General features: G+C 60.7%; 18 protein-coding genes. 3 read left to right on the top strand and 15 right to left on the bottom strand.

Annotation, left to right across the window (positions count from 1 at the left end):
- Nucleotides 1-8: 8 nt before the first annotated feature.
- The 4 genes from rph to QEV83_RS11920 all read right to left on the bottom strand — a co-directional run bounded on the left by rph (nt 9) and on the right by QEV83_RS11920 (nt 2,833).
- Entirely contained in the window at nt 9-722 is a 714-nt protein-coding gene (gene rph, locus QEV83_RS11905; RefSeq protein WP_280127946.1) for a ribonuclease PH, read from the bottom strand.
- Nucleotides 723-805: 83 nt separating this feature from the next.
- On the bottom strand, nt 806-1,339 hold the full coding sequence (locus tag QEV83_RS11910; RefSeq protein WP_280127947.1) for an adenine phosphoribosyltransferase: 534 nt from the start codon (nt 1,337-1,339) through the stop codon (nt 806-808).
- Nucleotides 1,336-2,211: an S-methyl-5'-thioadenosine phosphorylase gene (locus QEV83_RS11915; protein ID WP_280127948.1), complete on the bottom strand. Its 876-nt coding sequence runs from the start codon at nt 2,209-2,211 to the stop codon at nt 1,336-1,338. The genes QEV83_RS11910 and QEV83_RS11915 overlap by 4 nt, the downstream gene beginning before the upstream one ends.
- Nucleotides 2,212-2,317: 106 nt before the next feature.
- Nucleotides 2,318-2,833: a DUF3455 domain-containing protein gene (locus tag QEV83_RS11920; protein WP_280127949.1), complete on the bottom strand. Its 516-nt coding sequence runs from the start codon at nt 2,831-2,833 to the stop codon at nt 2,318-2,320.
- A gap of 293 nt (nt 2,834-3,126) precedes the next feature.
- On the opposite strand from QEV83_RS11920, the gene QEV83_RS11925 reads away from it, so the two are divergent.
- The gene (locus QEV83_RS11925; RefSeq protein WP_280127950.1) at nt 3,127-3,912 is read left to right on the top strand and encodes a heme-binding protein; all 786 of its coding nucleotides are present in this window, start codon (nt 3,127-3,129) and stop codon (nt 3,910-3,912) included.
- A gap of 107 nt (nt 3,913-4,019) precedes the next feature.
- Here the strand turns inward: QEV83_RS11925 and QEV83_RS11930 are convergent, their stop codons facing one another.
- The 10 genes from QEV83_RS11930 to QEV83_RS11975 all read right to left on the bottom strand — a co-directional run bounded on the left by QEV83_RS11930 (nt 4,020) and on the right by QEV83_RS11975 (nt 12,279).
- The gene (locus tag QEV83_RS11930) at nt 4,020-4,610 is read right to left on the bottom strand and encodes a general secretion pathway protein GspN (RefSeq protein WP_280127951.1); all 591 of its coding nucleotides are present in this window, start codon (nt 4,608-4,610) and stop codon (nt 4,020-4,022) included.
- Nucleotides 4,607-5,197 carry a type II secretion system protein GspM gene (gene gspM / locus QEV83_RS11935; protein WP_280127952.1) on the bottom strand — a complete coding sequence of 197 codons (591 nt, stop codon included), beginning with the start codon at nt 5,195-5,197 and terminating at the stop codon, nt 4,607-4,609. Before gspM ends, QEV83_RS11930 begins: the two co-directional genes overlap by 4 nt.
- Nucleotides 5,197-6,273: a PilN domain-containing protein gene (locus QEV83_RS11940; protein ID WP_280127953.1), complete on the bottom strand. Its 1,077-nt coding sequence runs from the start codon at nt 6,271-6,273 to the stop codon at nt 5,197-5,199. The genes gspM and QEV83_RS11940 overlap by 1 nt, the downstream gene beginning before the upstream one ends.
- A gap of 23 nt (nt 6,274-6,296) precedes the next feature.
- A complete protein-coding gene (locus tag QEV83_RS11945; protein WP_280127954.1) occupies nt 6,297-7,175 on the bottom strand; it encodes a type II secretion system protein GspK in 879 nt (292 codons plus the stop codon).
- A gap of 121 nt (nt 7,176-7,296) precedes the next feature.
- Nucleotides 7,297-7,974 (bottom strand): prepilin-type N-terminal cleavage/methylation domain-containing protein, encoded by a 678-nt coding sequence (locus tag QEV83_RS11950; RefSeq protein ID WP_280127955.1) that lies wholly within the window; start codon nt 7,972-7,974, stop codon nt 7,297-7,299.
- Complete coding sequence (locus tag QEV83_RS11955; protein ID WP_280127956.1) at nt 7,971-8,402, bottom strand: prepilin-type N-terminal cleavage/methylation domain-containing protein; 432 nt, start codon at nt 8,400-8,402, stop codon at nt 7,971-7,973. The genes QEV83_RS11950 and QEV83_RS11955 overlap by 4 nt, the downstream gene beginning before the upstream one ends.
- Nucleotides 8,380-8,841 carry a prepilin-type N-terminal cleavage/methylation domain-containing protein gene (locus QEV83_RS11960; protein WP_280127957.1) on the bottom strand — a complete coding sequence of 154 codons (462 nt, stop codon included), beginning with the start codon at nt 8,839-8,841 and terminating at the stop codon, nt 8,380-8,382. Before QEV83_RS11960 ends, QEV83_RS11955 begins: the two co-directional genes overlap by 23 nt.
- Entirely contained in the window at nt 8,838-9,293 is a 456-nt protein-coding gene (gene gspG / locus QEV83_RS11965) for a type II secretion system major pseudopilin GspG (protein ID WP_280131041.1), read from the bottom strand. Before gspG ends, QEV83_RS11960 begins: the two co-directional genes overlap by 4 nt.
- An 88-nt stretch (nt 9,294-9,381) precedes the next feature.
- Nucleotides 9,382-10,596: a type II secretion system F family protein gene (locus QEV83_RS11970; RefSeq protein ID WP_280127958.1), complete on the bottom strand. Its 1,215-nt coding sequence runs from the start codon at nt 10,594-10,596 to the stop codon at nt 9,382-9,384.
- A 3-nt stretch (nt 10,597-10,599) separates the two neighbouring features.
- Nucleotides 10,600-12,279, bottom strand: coding sequence for an ATPase, T2SS/T4P/T4SS family (locus QEV83_RS11975; RefSeq protein ID WP_280127959.1), 1,680 nt, complete (start codon nt 12,277-12,279; stop codon nt 10,600-10,602).
- A 476-nt stretch (nt 12,280-12,755) separates the two neighbouring features.
- Here QEV83_RS11975 and QEV83_RS11980 point away from each other — a divergent pair, with 476 nt between their 5' ends.
- A complete protein-coding gene (locus QEV83_RS11980) occupies nt 12,756-13,046 on the top strand; it encodes a hypothetical protein (RefSeq protein ID WP_280127960.1) in 291 nt (96 codons plus the stop codon).
- 119 nt (nt 13,047-13,165) lie between these two features.
- Here the strand turns inward: QEV83_RS11980 and gltA are convergent, their stop codons facing one another.
- Nucleotides 13,166-14,458 (bottom strand): citrate synthase, encoded by a 1,293-nt coding sequence (gene gltA / locus QEV83_RS11985; protein ID WP_280127961.1) that lies wholly within the window; start codon nt 14,456-14,458, stop codon nt 13,166-13,168.
- 337 nt (nt 14,459-14,795) lie between these two features.
- Here gltA and QEV83_RS11990 point away from each other — a divergent pair, with 337 nt between their 5' ends.
- Nucleotides 14,796-15,104 carry a hypothetical protein gene (locus QEV83_RS11990; protein ID WP_280127962.1) on the top strand — a complete coding sequence of 103 codons (309 nt, stop codon included), beginning with the start codon at nt 14,796-14,798 and terminating at the stop codon, nt 15,102-15,104.
- The last annotated feature ends 62 nt before the right edge of the window (nt 15,105-15,166 follow it).

Consider the following 15,166-nt stretch of genomic DNA (forward strand, 5'->3'; position numbering starts at 1 on the left):
TCAGTGAGCTAAGCGATCGCGCTCTTTTGCAGCACGACGAGCTGCGCAATGCCGGTTTTGGCGAGCGCCAGCAAATCTTGCAGTTGCGCATCGGTGAACACCGCGGCTTCCGCCGTCGCCTGCACCTCGACCAGCGAGCCGCCTCCCGTCATGACGAAATTCGCATCGGTCTCGGCGGCCGAATCCTCCTCATAATCGAGGTCAAGGACCGCTTCGCCGTTCGAAATGCCGCAGGAAATCGCCGCGACATGGTCACGCAACGGATGGTCCTTGATGATCGAGCGGCCATGCATCCACTTCAAGCAATCATGCAAGGCGACCCAGGCGCCGGTGATCGCGGCGGTTCGCGTGCCGCCATCGGCTTGCAGCACGTCGCAGTCGAGCGTGATCTGGCGTTCGCCCAACGCCGGAAGATTGGTGACCGCGCGCAGACTGCGGCCGATCAAGCGTTGAATTTCGTGCGTACGACCGGATTGCTTTCCAGATGACGATTCGCGCTTCGTCCGCGTATGGGTGGCACGCGGCAGCATGGCATATTCGGCGGTGATCCAGCCGCGCCCCTGGCCGCGCAGCCACGGTGGCGGCTTTTCCTCGAGCGACGCCGTGCACAGCACATGAGTGCCGCCAAATTTGACGAGGCAAGAGCCTTCGGCATAGCGCGCGACCTTGCGTTCGAGCGAAACTGGCCGCAATTCACCGGCGGCACGTTTGGACGGACGCATGGGATCCCTCGTTTCTTGTTATGGCTTAGTTCTAGAGGGTCGGCAGAATTTGTGCAACCGAGACGCCAGATGAGAAGTCGTTTTCAATGCCCCTCAAAGCTCATCAACGTCCGGACCGGCACGCCGAGCGCCTTGATCTTCGCGGCGCCGCCGAGATCGGGCAGATCGATGACGAAACAGGCCGCCACCACGTCGGCGCCGATTTTCTTCAGTAGCCCAACGGCGCCCGTGGCGGTGCCCCCGGTGGCGATCAGATCATCGACGAGAATCACCCGTTCGCCCGGCCGTACGGCGTCGTCGTGCATCTCCATCTCGTCAAGGCCATATTCGAGTGAGTAAGCGATCGACACTTTGGTGTGCGGCAGCTTGCCCTTTTTGCGGATCGGCACGAAACCCGCCGAAAGCTGATGCGCCACGGCACCGCCCAAAATAAAGCCCCGCGCTTCTATGCCCGCGACCTTATCGATTTTGGTGCCGGCCCAAGGCTGTACCAATTCATCGATCGCCCGGCGAAACGCGCGCGCGTCCCCCAGCAGAGTCGTGATGTCGCGGAACAGGATGCCCGGCTTCGGGTAATCTGGAATCGTGCGGATTGTTTCTTTGAGATCACCCATCATAAGGTGTTTGTCCGGCGCAAGATGGCCTCCAATTTTTTCAAAAGTGCCGGATCGCGGGCTGCGGGTGCGGTCAGGATCGCATAGTCGAGCGCACGGTCGGACCCGATCGGACAGGCTTCGTGCATGGCCGGAAAATCACGCAACAAGCGGGCCAAAAGCCGCGCCGCATTGCCCGCGTTGGCTTCCACCACCTTGATGACCGAGGCCACATCGACATTGTCATGCTCGGGATGCCAGCAATCGAAATCGGTGACCATGGCCACTGTCGCATAGGACATCTCCGCCTCGCGCGCGAGTTTGGCTTCCGGCATCGCGGTCATGCCGATGACATCGCAGCCGGCGGCCTGATAAGCAAGCGATTCGGCGAGCGAGGAAAATTGCGGGCCTTCCATGCAAACATAGGTGCCGCCCTTGACGCTGGCGATGTTTTCCGTGGCCGCTGCGGCGGCGATCCTCCCTTGCAGCAGCGGGGCCACCGGGTGCGCCATCGACACATGGGCGACGCAGCCATTGCCAAAAAACGAGCTTTGCCGCGCGAATGTCCGGTCGATGAACTGGTCGACGAGCACGAAAAGCCCCGGATACAGTTCCGGCTTGAACGAGCCGCAGGCGGACACCGAAACGATGTCGGTCACTCCGGCGCGTTTCAGCGCATCGATATTGGCGCGGTAATTAATCCCCGACGGGGACAATTTATGGCCGCGCCCGTGGCGGGGCAGGAACACCGCTTCGGTCGAACCAATCCGGCCGAAATGCAGCGCGTCAGAGGCCTCGCCCCACGGCGTCGCGACCCATTCCTCGCGGATGTCTTCGAGCCCCGGTAGCGCATAGACGCCAGATCCGCCGATGATGCCAACAATTGCTTTTGTCATGCAGCTTCGTTCCTTAAGCGCCGCAGTTTCCACCGGCTTTTGCCGTTAGGCCAGCGAGGGCCGACCTTGGCCCAGCACTCTGGCGTCTCGTCTAAGCTTTGGCAGTCTATTTTCCAAAAAATTGATACTTCGCCGAATAGGGAACGCGGACCGTTGTGCCGAACTGCGACTGACCGCATCCATCCGCAGGCTCGGCGCCGCCATCCGTATCGATCCTGCGGACAAATTCCACGGCATCGAGTTTTCCGGCGCCCGCATGGGATTTGACCTTAAGCAGAAGCCAGGGAATGGCGCCCGGTTGGGGCGAGGGCTGTTTTGCCAACACTTCGCCAGTGACCGACGAGCCGTCACCAAGGGTCCATGCCGGTCCCTTGCCATGAGTGCCCGCCTGCTTGCCGTCCGCATCGAAAAGCACGGCCTCCGGCCCATCGAAGGCATAGGCGAATCCTTGCGCCAGATGGGCTTCGTCTTTCATCTTGCAGGTATAAATCTGCACCCCGTCCGCACCAAATTCGAACAATTCCTGCATCCCCGGAGGCGGCGCAAGCGCGTCCGCGCTGAGCGCGGGCATTGTAAAGACGGTCATCAGAAGCGCGGCATACATCTGTTTCAAATGCTTCATGTCCCTCGCTGCCACAAACCAAAGCTGACGCAATCTCGAAAATTCAAGGCCCCGTCAAGGGCGTTTCAGGGCGTCCGGGAGTCGGCCGAGTCATAGTTTCGGTACCCATTTGGTTATTGCAAGGAAAATAGTCATGGCTTAGGTAACACCGGTCTGGCTAGAGTTTGAATCTTATCGATTTCATCTCAAACCCAGAACAAGTCCCCGGCATCCAAAGCCATTCTCACGGGGCATGACTTGATCGCGAATTGGCTAACCGGGGGCGCGGTCGGGTTTTGTGGGAGGTTACACACGTGAAACGGATACAAAAAGCTAGCAAAATTGTTATCGCAGCTGCCCTCGCGCTCGGCGCGGGATCGGCTGCCGTTTACGCCGATGATGCGCCGAATTGCCAAGGTCTGCCAACCTACACCGCGCTTAAAGCCGCCCTCACCGCGGCGCGCGGCCAGTCGAACGGCGGCTTCAATCTCGACATGTGGGGCGCCGTCGTCAATCGCGATGGCCAAGTCTGCGCCGTCGCCTTTACCGGAAACGACAGGGGATCGGAATGGCCTGGCTCGCGCATCATCGCGGCGCAGAAGGCCTATACCGCGAATGCCTTCAGTCTGCCCAAGCTGTCTCTCTCGACCGCCAATCTCTATGCTGCGGTTCAGCCAGGCGGCACGCTCTATGGCCTTCAGCATAGCAACCCGGTCGACACCGGCAGCGCCTACAGGGGCCCCGCATCGAGATTCGGTACGGCCAATGATCCCATGTTGGGAAGCCGTGTGGGCGGCATCAATGTGTTTGGGGGCGGACTTGCTCTCTACGCCAAGGGCAAAATCCTTCTGGGTGCCATAGGAGTCAGTGGTGATACCTCTTGCGCCGACCACAACATTTCCTGGCGCACCCGCCACGCCCTCAATCTTGATTTCGTTCCAGGCGGCGTCGGGAGTGACCCGGCACGTGCCGATAATATCAACTATCAGGGGCTCGTCACCGTCCCGAGCGTGGCGAATGATTTCTCGCACCCGATCTGCAAGATCGGCGGCATCGACGGTGTGTCCGCGATCAGCGCAGGGCTACCCGTGACTCAATAAACGAGCTCGGTTTTTTCACAACATTGCTGCGCTGCTGGATATCAAGCGTCCAGCAGCGAATCCTCGACCAAGCCAAAGAGCCGAATCGGGTTAGACCGGGGCTGCGCTCAAAATTGGCGCGCGGCGCCAGAGGCTACCGCTAAAGCGGCCGTTCCGGCAGGCAGCTCGCCAGGCGCGGGGAGAGCCACGCTCACCACCCGGCTGTCCTTCTCGAGGGTCATCGCCCGGGCATCAACCTTGCGCAAATACCAGCCGGAAGCGGCTTCGCCAATATGCAGCCGCACCAGGCTTTTGGTTGTTTGATCGATGATTAAAGCGACGTCTTGCGGCTGTCCGACCGCCGTTCCGATGAGAGTGAATGGTGGCGTCTCCGGCGCGGCGGGGGGCGGCGGTGGCGGTGCTTCGGCAACCGGCATCGGCGGCGGCGGCGGCGCGGGAGGCCGCCTCGAAGCGGAAAAGAGGGGCCGTTCGCGGGTGGCGGAAAGCAAATCGACCGGGATTCCCCAAAGCGGATTACCACCGGGCGGCGCCGCGCGCGGATCTGGCTTTTTCCCGGCCACAGCGTGTTGTTCCAGGTTTTGACTGGCGCTGTCCGCCTCATTTCCGAGGAGGCTGGCGCCAGCGGTCATCTGGCCAATGGCTCCGTTCAAGGAAAAAAGGGCCATCGCCCCAATCACGTAAGCGCAACGTGTCATCATTTGCTTACCTGCCATTGCCCCGAAACGTCGATTTGCACGCGCATCCGAGGTGTTTCACTTCCGGTGTCAAATCTTCCCGCCGATTGCGGCATTTGTACCACGAGTTGGTCGATAAAGAGAAACGGCATCCCCGTTTCTAACTCATAAAGCAATTGCTGCAAATTGCTTTGATCGATCTCAAGATTCGCCGAAAGCCGCACATAGCCCTGCCTGGTGTCCGAACCTTGCAGATCGACCTGCGATGACAGCACATTGCCGCCCGCCTCATTGACCGCGGCATCCACCCGATGTTGCAGCGCGGCGCCGGCGATTGTCACGGTCCGCCCTTCCAGAAAAGGCGAACCGGACTTGCCCGCGCCATAAGCCAGGCCCGTCGCGGGTTTGCGGCCCTCAAGCTGGTCGAGGATATCGGTGGCAGCGGCGTATTCCGCATAATCGCTGGCAAGACCTGCAAGCGCGAGCCAAATGACGATCAAGAGACTCGTCAGCAGTGCCAGATAGACGGCAAGCGGCACGACGTGTTCGCGGGTGAACAACTTATGGATCGGATGCGCGCGGTCGAGGACATCCTTGAAAGGCAGGTTCATCACAGGCCTGGCGTATAAACCGGCTCGATTCGAGCCTCGATATGAAAATGCTCGGTTTGCTCCGAAACCGACCGCGTCGTCGGGGCGAAAAACGTCGCTTTGCTGAAATGCGAGGTTTGTTCGATCAGGCGAATGAGGGAGGGCGCGTCCTTGGTGACGCCCACGATCTGCATCTTATCGCCGAGAATTCGCAGCTCGGTCAGATAGGTATCATCGGGTAAAACCTGCGATAAGGCTTCGATGGCGATGACAGTCGAGGGTATTTCGTGCTTGTGCTGTTCCAGCGCGCGCGCCGCTTCGCTCGCCCCGTTGCGGCCCGGTTGCATCAAGGCCCGTCGCTCCGCGACACGGCGCAGAACATCGTCGCGTTGCGTTTCAAACATCCCCCCCACGATGGCATTTGCAGCGATCGACAGCGAGGCGAGCGCGCTCCCGCCCGCGGCAAGCCCGATCAAGACGCGCCGGAGGCGGCGTGCATCGGCGGCCTGTCCTGCTTTTTGCTCGCTAATCTTGATGGCGGCGACATCTCCCACCGGATGCGGCAGGGCGGCCGAGAGGATGACCGTATCGGCGCCGAGTGCGGCGACCGCGTTGATAAAGGGCGCGATCAGCGTTTTGGCCGTCGCGGCGATCGTCACATCAATCCGGTCGTTGGCGGGATCCACCTCCGAATGCCAGCCAAAGGCGGCGGCGTCTGCGCTCCAGGGCGTCAACCGGTCGATCTGAGCGCGGACAATCCCGTCGAGAAAATCCAAGGCGCGGCGCGGCAATTCGAGCGGCCGGAACATGAAACGCTGGGGTCGCAGGACGACCTCGACTTTTGCGCCGCGCAAGACGGAGTCAAGCAGGCCGGCAACCTCGGCGCCGGCACGATCGCCGGAGAGACGGACCGGGGGGCCGGGCACATCCAGAACGTCACCCTGCGGGCCACTCCGGACCGTGAACGTGCCATCTTGCTGTTCGGCGAGCTGGACGTAAGGTATCGTTCGCAACGACTGGCGGCCCGCGACAATCGTCATGGCTACACGATCGACCCAGCGGGAGCAGACTTCGACAATGTCCGCGTATGAAATCATTCCAACTCCGTTCGGGTCCGGGCTCAGATAGGACCATCAAAATCGTCATGCCAGGCGAGGATGCGGTAAGGCTCAGCGCCATTCTCCACGATAAGAATCACAACCTCGGCGTTCACCGTCTGTCCAGACCCAAGTGTAATGCGGACAGTGGCGCGTGTCGCCTTACGTCCGCCAATCGCGACGCTGTCGCGCGCTGTCCCCAGCAGAGCCAAGACCGCCTGCGGATTTTGCGGATTCCGCAGCTTGACTATATCGGCGGCTTTGCCGGGATTCATTCCCGGTAATGCCGCGATGACTTCCGGCGCGGCCTCGTTGACGTCAATCTCCGCCCGGCCATTGAAAACCGTCACGAAAGGAAGCGCCGCGGTCACGAGCCCGGCCGGAATCTCCCGCACCAAACGCAATTCAGCGGTGCTTTGAAACGGCGCTTGGCGCGGCCGGGATGCTGAGCCAGCTTCCTTATAGGCATCGGCCTCCGGATTTTGGTTGCCCGCAGGGGCCTTCGTCCGCCAAGCGATGATGTGATCGGCAAACGAACCCGCATCGCCGGGCTTGGCGCCCAGCGTTACGAACAATCCCGAAAGCACCGGTTTGGTGGCGAAGTTGAGATCGATACGACCCCCCTCCGAGTGAAACTCCACAAAATTCGTGGACCCTCCCAATTCAAAGGTGAAGGAGCCGGAGCTTGGGCGGTTTGCATCATCAAAACCAATCAGCCGGAAGGCGGTCAGCTCCAGACCCGCAGTGATCAGGGCTTGCGCCTGGACTCTGTGATCGTAGGCGCGCGCCGCCACCGCTGTATTGGCGATATAGACCGCGTAAACGGAAGCCAGCGCCGCCAAGGCAGCGAGAATCCAGAGGACTGCGACGAGAATAAAACCCTGCTCGCTGTGCGCCGCCAAGGGTCGCGGACTTGGGCAGCTCTTGCGTTTTACCGTCTCATGCTCTTCCGTCGGAAAGTCCTCCTCTTGGCCGCGTCTTTTTCAGATCCGTTAAATTTTCGCTCTGATTGGACCCAAGATCTCACTGGCCGTCGCACCCAACCGGCACCGAAACGCAGGCGGCCGGGGTGTTCACATTTACCAGAGTAGCCGTCGAAACCGGCAAGATTTCGCCGGTCACATCATTGCGGACGGTAACCCGGACCGCGCTGGGCATTTGCTTAACATCCGACCAAATTTCTTTCCAGACGCGGTCACGCCCGGCGAAGGCGAAGGACACGCGATAGGGCGGCCGCACTAGCACTATCGGACTTGTAAATTCGACGGTGCCGTCATCCACCGCACTGGCGGCGACCAGGGCGAAGGGCGCCCGCGAACGGACCAGCACCCGGCCGCGCGCGTCGTCGATCTCGCCAAGCCGGACAATTTCGAGGCCAGGCGCCGCATTGGGGCCGATCGCCGAGCGCACAAAAGTGACCGACGTTTCGGTTCCTTCAAAAAAGAACCGCGTCTCCCCTTCCAGCGACACATATTCGGCCGCCGCGAGATCGGCGGCGATTCGGTCAACGCCAAGACCCAGCAAATCGGCATTCTGAACGCGCTCGAAACCCGTCTTCCAATTCGCCATCCAATGGCCGGTGACCGTGGCAAGCAGTCCAAGCAGCAAGCCTGTCAAGGCAATCGCGATCAGTGCTTCAAGGAGCGTGAACCCGCTTTCTCCGGAGGGCAAGCGGCTGGCAGGCCCGCGCCCGAGTTTCATTGGGAGCCAATCCGTTTGACGAGGCGGATCGTATCGACCTGTGCGGCGGCCCCTGACGGTGATTGGGCGGTCACCGCGATCGCTTGCGGCGACCAGATCTTTGCGGCGCGAGGATTGATGGCTTCGACCGACAGCGGCGTGATATCGACGGCCCACGTTAGGCCATGCATGTCGCCGGTCAGGGTTCCGGCGGCAAGGCTTGCCCGGTCGGGGAGCCCGGTCTCGACCGCGCGAACAGTCTCGACGAGCGCGATATGCTGCTCGATCCGGCCCGAACCGCGCAAATTTCCTGACATGAGCGATCCAATGGCCGCCAAGCAGAAGGCCGCGACAGCAAGCGTGACGAGGATCTCGATGAGGGTAAAGCCCGCACGGGGATCAAGATCATCGATCAAACCAGAGCGCTCAAGGGGCATTGGCTGGAACAATTTCCACTCCTCCCGTCAGCCAAGTGATGCGGATTTCATAGGCGGTGCCGGGCCGTGAGAGGAAAATTGTGCCGCCGCAGGACATGCCAGACGGAAGGAACTCGATGGCCGCGCCGCTGGCATGGCCGCCGCATTGCCCAGCGAGGACCGCGCTGAATGTGACATCTCCCGGAAATTGCACCTCGGCCCCGCTGGCGCCGGAACGGATCGTCCCCGATACCGTACTGAGCTTGGTTTGGACCACGGCGCCGTTGCGAATCGCGGCCAGGCGATCGCCCTTGAGCAACGCTGCGGTCTTCAACGCAAAGGCATCGAGCGCCGTGCGCGAGGTTCCGTGCGGGAACGCCGGCAAGGCGATCGCCGCGAGCATTGCGATGATGGCGAGGACACAGACAGTTTCAAGTAAGGTGAAGCCGCTTTCGGTCCCGCGTTCGCTCATCGCAACTCCGAGCTCTTGATGTCGGCGGCGGTGCCCGTCCCGCCTTCCTGGCCGTCGGAGCCGAGCGAGATGATTTCATAAGGGCTGTGATCGCCCGGCGCACGATACTTATAGGGATGCCCCCAGGGATCGGTCGGCACCGAATTGTTCTTCAAATAGGGGCCGTTCCAAGACGTTGCTCCTCCCGGTTTCGCCACCAGAGAGGCGAGTCCCTCGGACGTCGTCGGATAACGCCCGAGGTCGAGATAAAAAAGATCGAGCGAGCTGGCAAAGCTTTGGATTTGGATGGTCGCCGCCTTCACTTTGGATTGGCTGAGGTAATTGAGAACCCTCGGGCCGACGAGTCCCATGATCAAACCGATGATGGTGATCACCACCAGGATCTCGACCAAGGTAAAGCCGTCTTGCCGCCCGTTGGGGCAGGCGGCTGGTTTGCCCGGATTGACCGGCAAACCGTTATTCACGTGCTGCTTCCGCCGCCGGATTTTATGCGTCCATTTGTTGCAAATATTCATGCTGATTGTTTCCTATTATCCGGCTTCATCCAACGACTTGGCTGACTGACATGAGCGCGGTCATGACCGAGACGATCAGGCCGCCGACGATGATACTGATCCCGATGATGGCGGCGGGCCCCGCAATTCCGACAAGCTTGTCGAGGCTGCGTTGGAGTTTGGCTTCGTAAAACTCCGCGATCCGTTGCGCAAGCATCGGCAATTGACCCGAATCCTCGCCAAGCCGCAGCGTCCGCACTGCCATGGGCGGGATCGCCTTGGTCTTCGTCAGCGCATCGGAAAGTTTGCCACCGTGACGGACGAGATCCACGGTGGCACTCCAGGCGGCGGAGTGTCCGGTCGTGGCCATAAGATCCGCCAGGATCCGCAACGTCGTCGCCAGTGGAACGCCGCTCCCGAGCAGCACACCGAGGTTGCGGCAAAAGACGCTGGTGCGATGGAACTCCAAGATCCGGCCGATGAACGGCAGCCGTGCAAGCGCACCCATGATCGCACCGCGCACGGCGGGCCGCCGCAAAAGCAGCCAGCCGCCGCCGATAAGAACAGCGAGGCCTGCCCCAAGCACGGCAAGGTGCCCTTGCATCATTTCCGAGAGACCTAGAAAAAAAACAAGGACCGGATCGAGCTTGGTGTTGAAGTCGCGCAAGACCGCGCCGAACTGCGGCAGCACGAAGCTGAGAAAAAACAAAAGCACCGCGCTCGCCGCGGCCAAGACAAAGGCGGGATAGCGCAAGGCATCGGTGAACCGCCGGCGCAGCGCATCGGCGCGGACCCGTTCGGCGCCCAGCATTTCAAGAATGCCGACGAGGGTGCCGGACGTCTCGCCAACCCGCACGAGCTCGATATACATCGGCGGAAACAAAGCCGGATGGCGGGCCAGCGCATCGGCGAAACTTTCTCCGGCGAGGATGGCGGCAGTCAGCTTGGAGACGGTCGGCCGCAAGCGGCCGATGTCCGCATCGGCGGACAACAGTTCGAGAGCATCGTTGATCCGGGCGCCGGTTTGCAACAGCAGCGCGAGATCGCCGGTGAAAATCGTCACATCCTCCGGGCGCGGGCGCGAAAATACCGAGAAGTCCCAGCTCATGCCACCGGACCCAGCCTCTTCGCGGACGGTTTCGATCGGAATGAGCCCGAGATATTCGACGCGCTCAGCGACCTCGGCGGCGGTGGTGGCGGAGATCGACCCGCTCACCACGTCGCCATTCGCGGTCAAGGCCCGGTAGCGGAATGTTGACATGGCTCAGCGCACGGTCGTAACGCGGAGAACTTCGGCGGCGGAGGTGATCCCGGCCCGGCATTTCGCAACGGCATCCTCGACCATCGTCGTCATGCCGGCGCGCCGCGCGGCAAGGTCGATCGAGCGTCCGTCGGCATCCGGCCGGACCAGCTCGTAAACCTCGTCCTTCAATTCGAGCATTTCAAAAACGCCGCAGCGGCCCCGATAGCCGACGCCGCCGCAGCGCTCGCAGCCAGCCGGCTCGTAAACGCAGTCATCGGCCCTAAAACCAAGCGCCTCATAGCGGGGGTCGGCGGCGATATCGGCGCTTCCAAGGGTGCGTTTTTTCTTGCAGCGGTCGCACAAAATTCGAACCAGACGTTGCGCGATCACCGCCCGCAAGGTGGATTTGAGCAAGAATCCCTCGACGCCAAGATCAAGCAGACGCGGCACCGCCGCCGCCGCGGTTTCGGTGTGCAAGGTGGTCAGCACGAGATGGCCCGTGAGGGCAGCGTGAATGGCAATGCTGGCGGTCTCGGGATCGCGCACTTCGCCGACCATGATGACATCTGGATCCTGACGGACGAAAGCCCGCATCGCGGCGGCGAAAGTGAGGCCGATCGAGGGTTTCACCTGGGATTGATTGACCCCCTGAATTTCATATTCCACCGGATCCTCGATGGTCAGAATTTTTCTCGAAGGCTCGTTGAGAAGCGAGAGCATGGTCGCGAGCGTCGTCGTCTTGCCGCTGCCGGTTGGCCCTGTTACAACGATCAAGCCATGCGGAAGAGCAAGCAGCTGGCGCATGATCTTCTCGTCCCGCGACAGCAGGCCAAGCTTGGCGAGATCGAGCAAGCCGCGATCGCGCGGCAAAAGGCGGATCACCGCCGATTCGCCATGCTGCGCGGGCATGGTGGCGACACGGATATCGATGTCCGAGCGCGCGACCCGCAGCCGCGCGGCGCCGTCTTGCGGCAAGCGGCGTTCTGCGATGTTGAGGCCCGCCAAAATCTTGATTCGTGAGATCAACGCTTGCGGCAAAGCGTTGACCGGCGCGGCGACGGCGCGGAGCAAACCATCCACCCGCATGCGCACCACGAGGCCATTGCGGAACGGTTCGATATGAATATCGCTGGCCCGCAGTTCCATGGCTTTTTCGAGCATGTCGTTGACGGCGCGCACAACCGGAGCACCGCTCGCGAGATCGCGCAGACTTTCAATGTCGTCGTCGGCGCGGCTGCCCGCGGCTGTGCTATCCCCCGTTGCTGTTTCCTCACCGCCAAGCTGCTCGCCAAGAACCGTCGCAATATCCTCGAAGGACGCGACGTCAACCGCCACCCCTCCGCCAAGGACGATCTCGGCGGCGTGGACGGCGGCGGTATCGCTCGGGTCGGCGACGGCGAGCCGATAGGACCCTTTGGGGGATTCATAGGGGAAGACTGCGGTATCGCGCAGAAAGCGGGGCGAAAAACGGGCGGCCAAGGAGGAGGCCGCAACAAGTTGCGGCAACGTCAGCCGCTTCAGTCCGTAAAACCGCGCCACCTCGTCGGCGAAGCCATTCGCGGAGAGCTCCGTCGCCTCCCAAAGTTTGCGCAGCGACCGGTCGGCACCCGTGCGTTTGCCGGATAAAGGCTCGGATATCGCGGGCAACAGATTTTTGTCCGCCAAATATTTTGCGAAATCTTCAATAGCAAGTTGCGTCATTGCATCTCTGGACCCATCAAACCGTGCACAATGTTCCCGGCTTGAATAGAGGCGCCGCCACGCAGCGGCAGGGGCGAAGATACGACGTTGCCGTGGGGCTTTCCAGCCCTTTCGGAGGACACTTCGGCCCTCCAGAGGCCGCAAATTGCCGTCACATGATACCGCAGCGTAGCTCATGATCCTAAACGAGATGCAAGGCTTTTGCTTAAGATCCGCTAGGGTATGGCGATGCCAGCCTCCCTAAATCCATTGCCATGCATCCAAAGGTGCCGGGGTGTGCGAAAGCATCGCGGCAGCGCGCCACATAAAAACAGTTGCTGAAACGTCACGCGAATGCCAAATACCGGCGCTTGGAACGAGGCACGCACGCCCCGAGCCAAATAGGTTGCCAGAACCAAGCGCATGTCACCCAGAGCTGGTGCGTGACGTAAGGCTAGGGCTTTGCTTTAAACAACACGACCTTAGGAGGGTACGCCATGAATCAAGTCAGCTCTGGGATAGCGCACGATGCGGAAGGGCAGCTCAATGCACGCCACATCATTCGGCGTTTGCTTTCGGATCGTCATATCCGGGCGGCCGCGGCTCTTTTGATGTTGGCCGGTGGGTTTCATATCGCCAGCAGCGCCATCGCACGCGCCGAAGATGCCGCCACCTGCGTTCAAAATTGCAAGGCGGAAGAGCCCAAATGCAAGGATGCGGGCAGTTCCGAGGAACTGTGCGAGTATGATTCCAAACAGTGCCAAAAGGCGTGCAGCGAGAGCAAGTAGCCCGGTTTTGCCGCTTCGACGCGTCTAACGTCTGAAAACGCGGTGGGCCGTGCTGGCGGCCCACCGGTCACTCTGAGCCTGTCAGGCTCGGCGGCGTTGCCTGAACGGCACGGGCCCCGTTAAGCCCGCTTGGCGATTGCCACATAATCGCGTTGCGGCGCCCCCACATAGAGCTGGCGCGGGCGGCCGATCTTCTGGCTTGGGTCCTCGATCATTTCCTTCCATTGCGCGATCCAGCCGGCGGTGCGCGCCACCGCGAACAGAACCGTGAACATGGACACCGGAAAACCCATCGCCTTGAGGGTGATCCCGGAATAGAAATCGATGTTGGGATAGAGCTTTTTCTCGATGAAATATTCGTCGCTGAGGGCGATTTTTTCCAGCGCCATCGCGACATCGAGCAATGGGTTATCCTTGATCCCGAGTTCGCTCAAAACCTCGTGACACGTCCGCTGCATGATTTTGGCGCGCGGGTCATAGTTTTTATAAACGCGGTGGCCAAAGCCCATCAGCCGGAACGGATCGTTCTTGTCCTTGGCTCTCGCGATGAACTTCGGGATATTCTCGACAGTACCGATTTCCATCAGCATTTTGAGCGCGGCTTCATTGGCACCGCCATGTGCCGGGCCCCACAGGCACGCAACGCCCGCGGCAATACAGGCGAAGGGGTTTGCGCCGGAGGAGCCGGCCAGCCGCACCGTCGACGTCGAGGCGTTCTGCTCATGGTCTGCGTGCAGAATGAAGATGCGGTCGAGCGCGCGCGAAAAAATCGGATTGATCTTATAATCCTCGCACGGCACCGCATAGCACATGCGGAGGAAATTCGAGGAATAGTCGAGGTCGTTCTTGGGGTATATGAACGGCTGGCCAAGCGAATATTTATAGGCCATTGCGGCAAGGGTCGGCATTTTGCCAATGAGGCGGAACGACGCGACCATCCGCTGATGCGGATCTGAAATATCAGTGGAATCGTGATAGAAGGCCGACAGCGCGCCAACGCTCGCGCACAGCACCGCCATCGGATGCGAGTCCCGGCGCAGGCCCTGGAAAAACCTGGCCATCTGCTCATGAACCATCGTGTGGCGGGTGATGCGGTAATCGAAATCTTTCTTCTGCGTCGGGTTCGGCAATTCCCCATAAAGCAAAAGATAGGCGGTTTCGAGAAAATCGCCGTTTTCGGCAAGCTGGTCGATGGGGTAGCCCCGATAGAGCAAGATGCCTTCGTCACCGTCGATATAGGTGATCTGCGACTCGCAACTCGCTGTTGACGTAAATCCAGGATCGTAAGTGAACATCCCGGTCCCGGCATAAAGTTTGCCGATGTCGACGACCGAGGGTCCAATCGTACCAGTCTTGACGGGCATTTTGACAGTAGTATCGCCGATACTAAAGGAGCCGGTCGGATCGCTCATGGAGGCTGCCTTCTCTAACATTGGTGGGCCGAGCCTCGCGGCAAGGATGGGTGGGCTCCGGCACCGGCACCGGGCCCGTAGGGCGCCATGATGCGGCGCAGCAACACTATCCTATGCGCCAATTTCGTCAAGCGCAGGAAAATTGCATCGTAACCTTACGTTAATCAGAAACGATATTTTTCTTGGCGTCCATTTTCTTTCTCCCGTAATCAACGTCTGACTCACGGCGTTCGCGTGCGCCGCTCGGCCTCATCCTTGCCGCAATGCTCAGAAGATAATCACGTCACGCGATTTAGTGCTTCGTTCCAAAACGCTCGGCCACGGCCGTGGAGGAAAAATGCTGACACGTCGATCAATCAAAAACGTCCTGGCTTCGGGCATCACTGCCGCTGCGTTGAGCGCCGCCGCCTTTCCGGCTCAGGCCGGTGACGGCGGAGCGATCGCCGCGGGCATATTGGGAGGCACGGCCCTTGGCTTTATTGCGGGAACTGCTGCCGCGAGCCCGCCGCCACCCCCACCCCCTCCTGTTTATTATGCCCCGGTCTATGTCGCGCCGCCGCCACCACCACCCCGCTGCTGGTTTCAACCGCAGGAAGTCTGGACCGGCTATGCCTATGTCATTCAGAGGGTCCGTGTCTGTGGTTAATGGGGCTGTGGTTTTGGGCCAATTGGAACGAATTGTTTAAACGGCCGCCAACGGTTGGCGCG

The organism is Methylocapsa sp. D3K7, from assembly GCF_029855125.1.
Classification (GTDB): Bacteria; Pseudomonadota; Alphaproteobacteria; order Rhizobiales; family Beijerinckiaceae; genus Methylocapsa.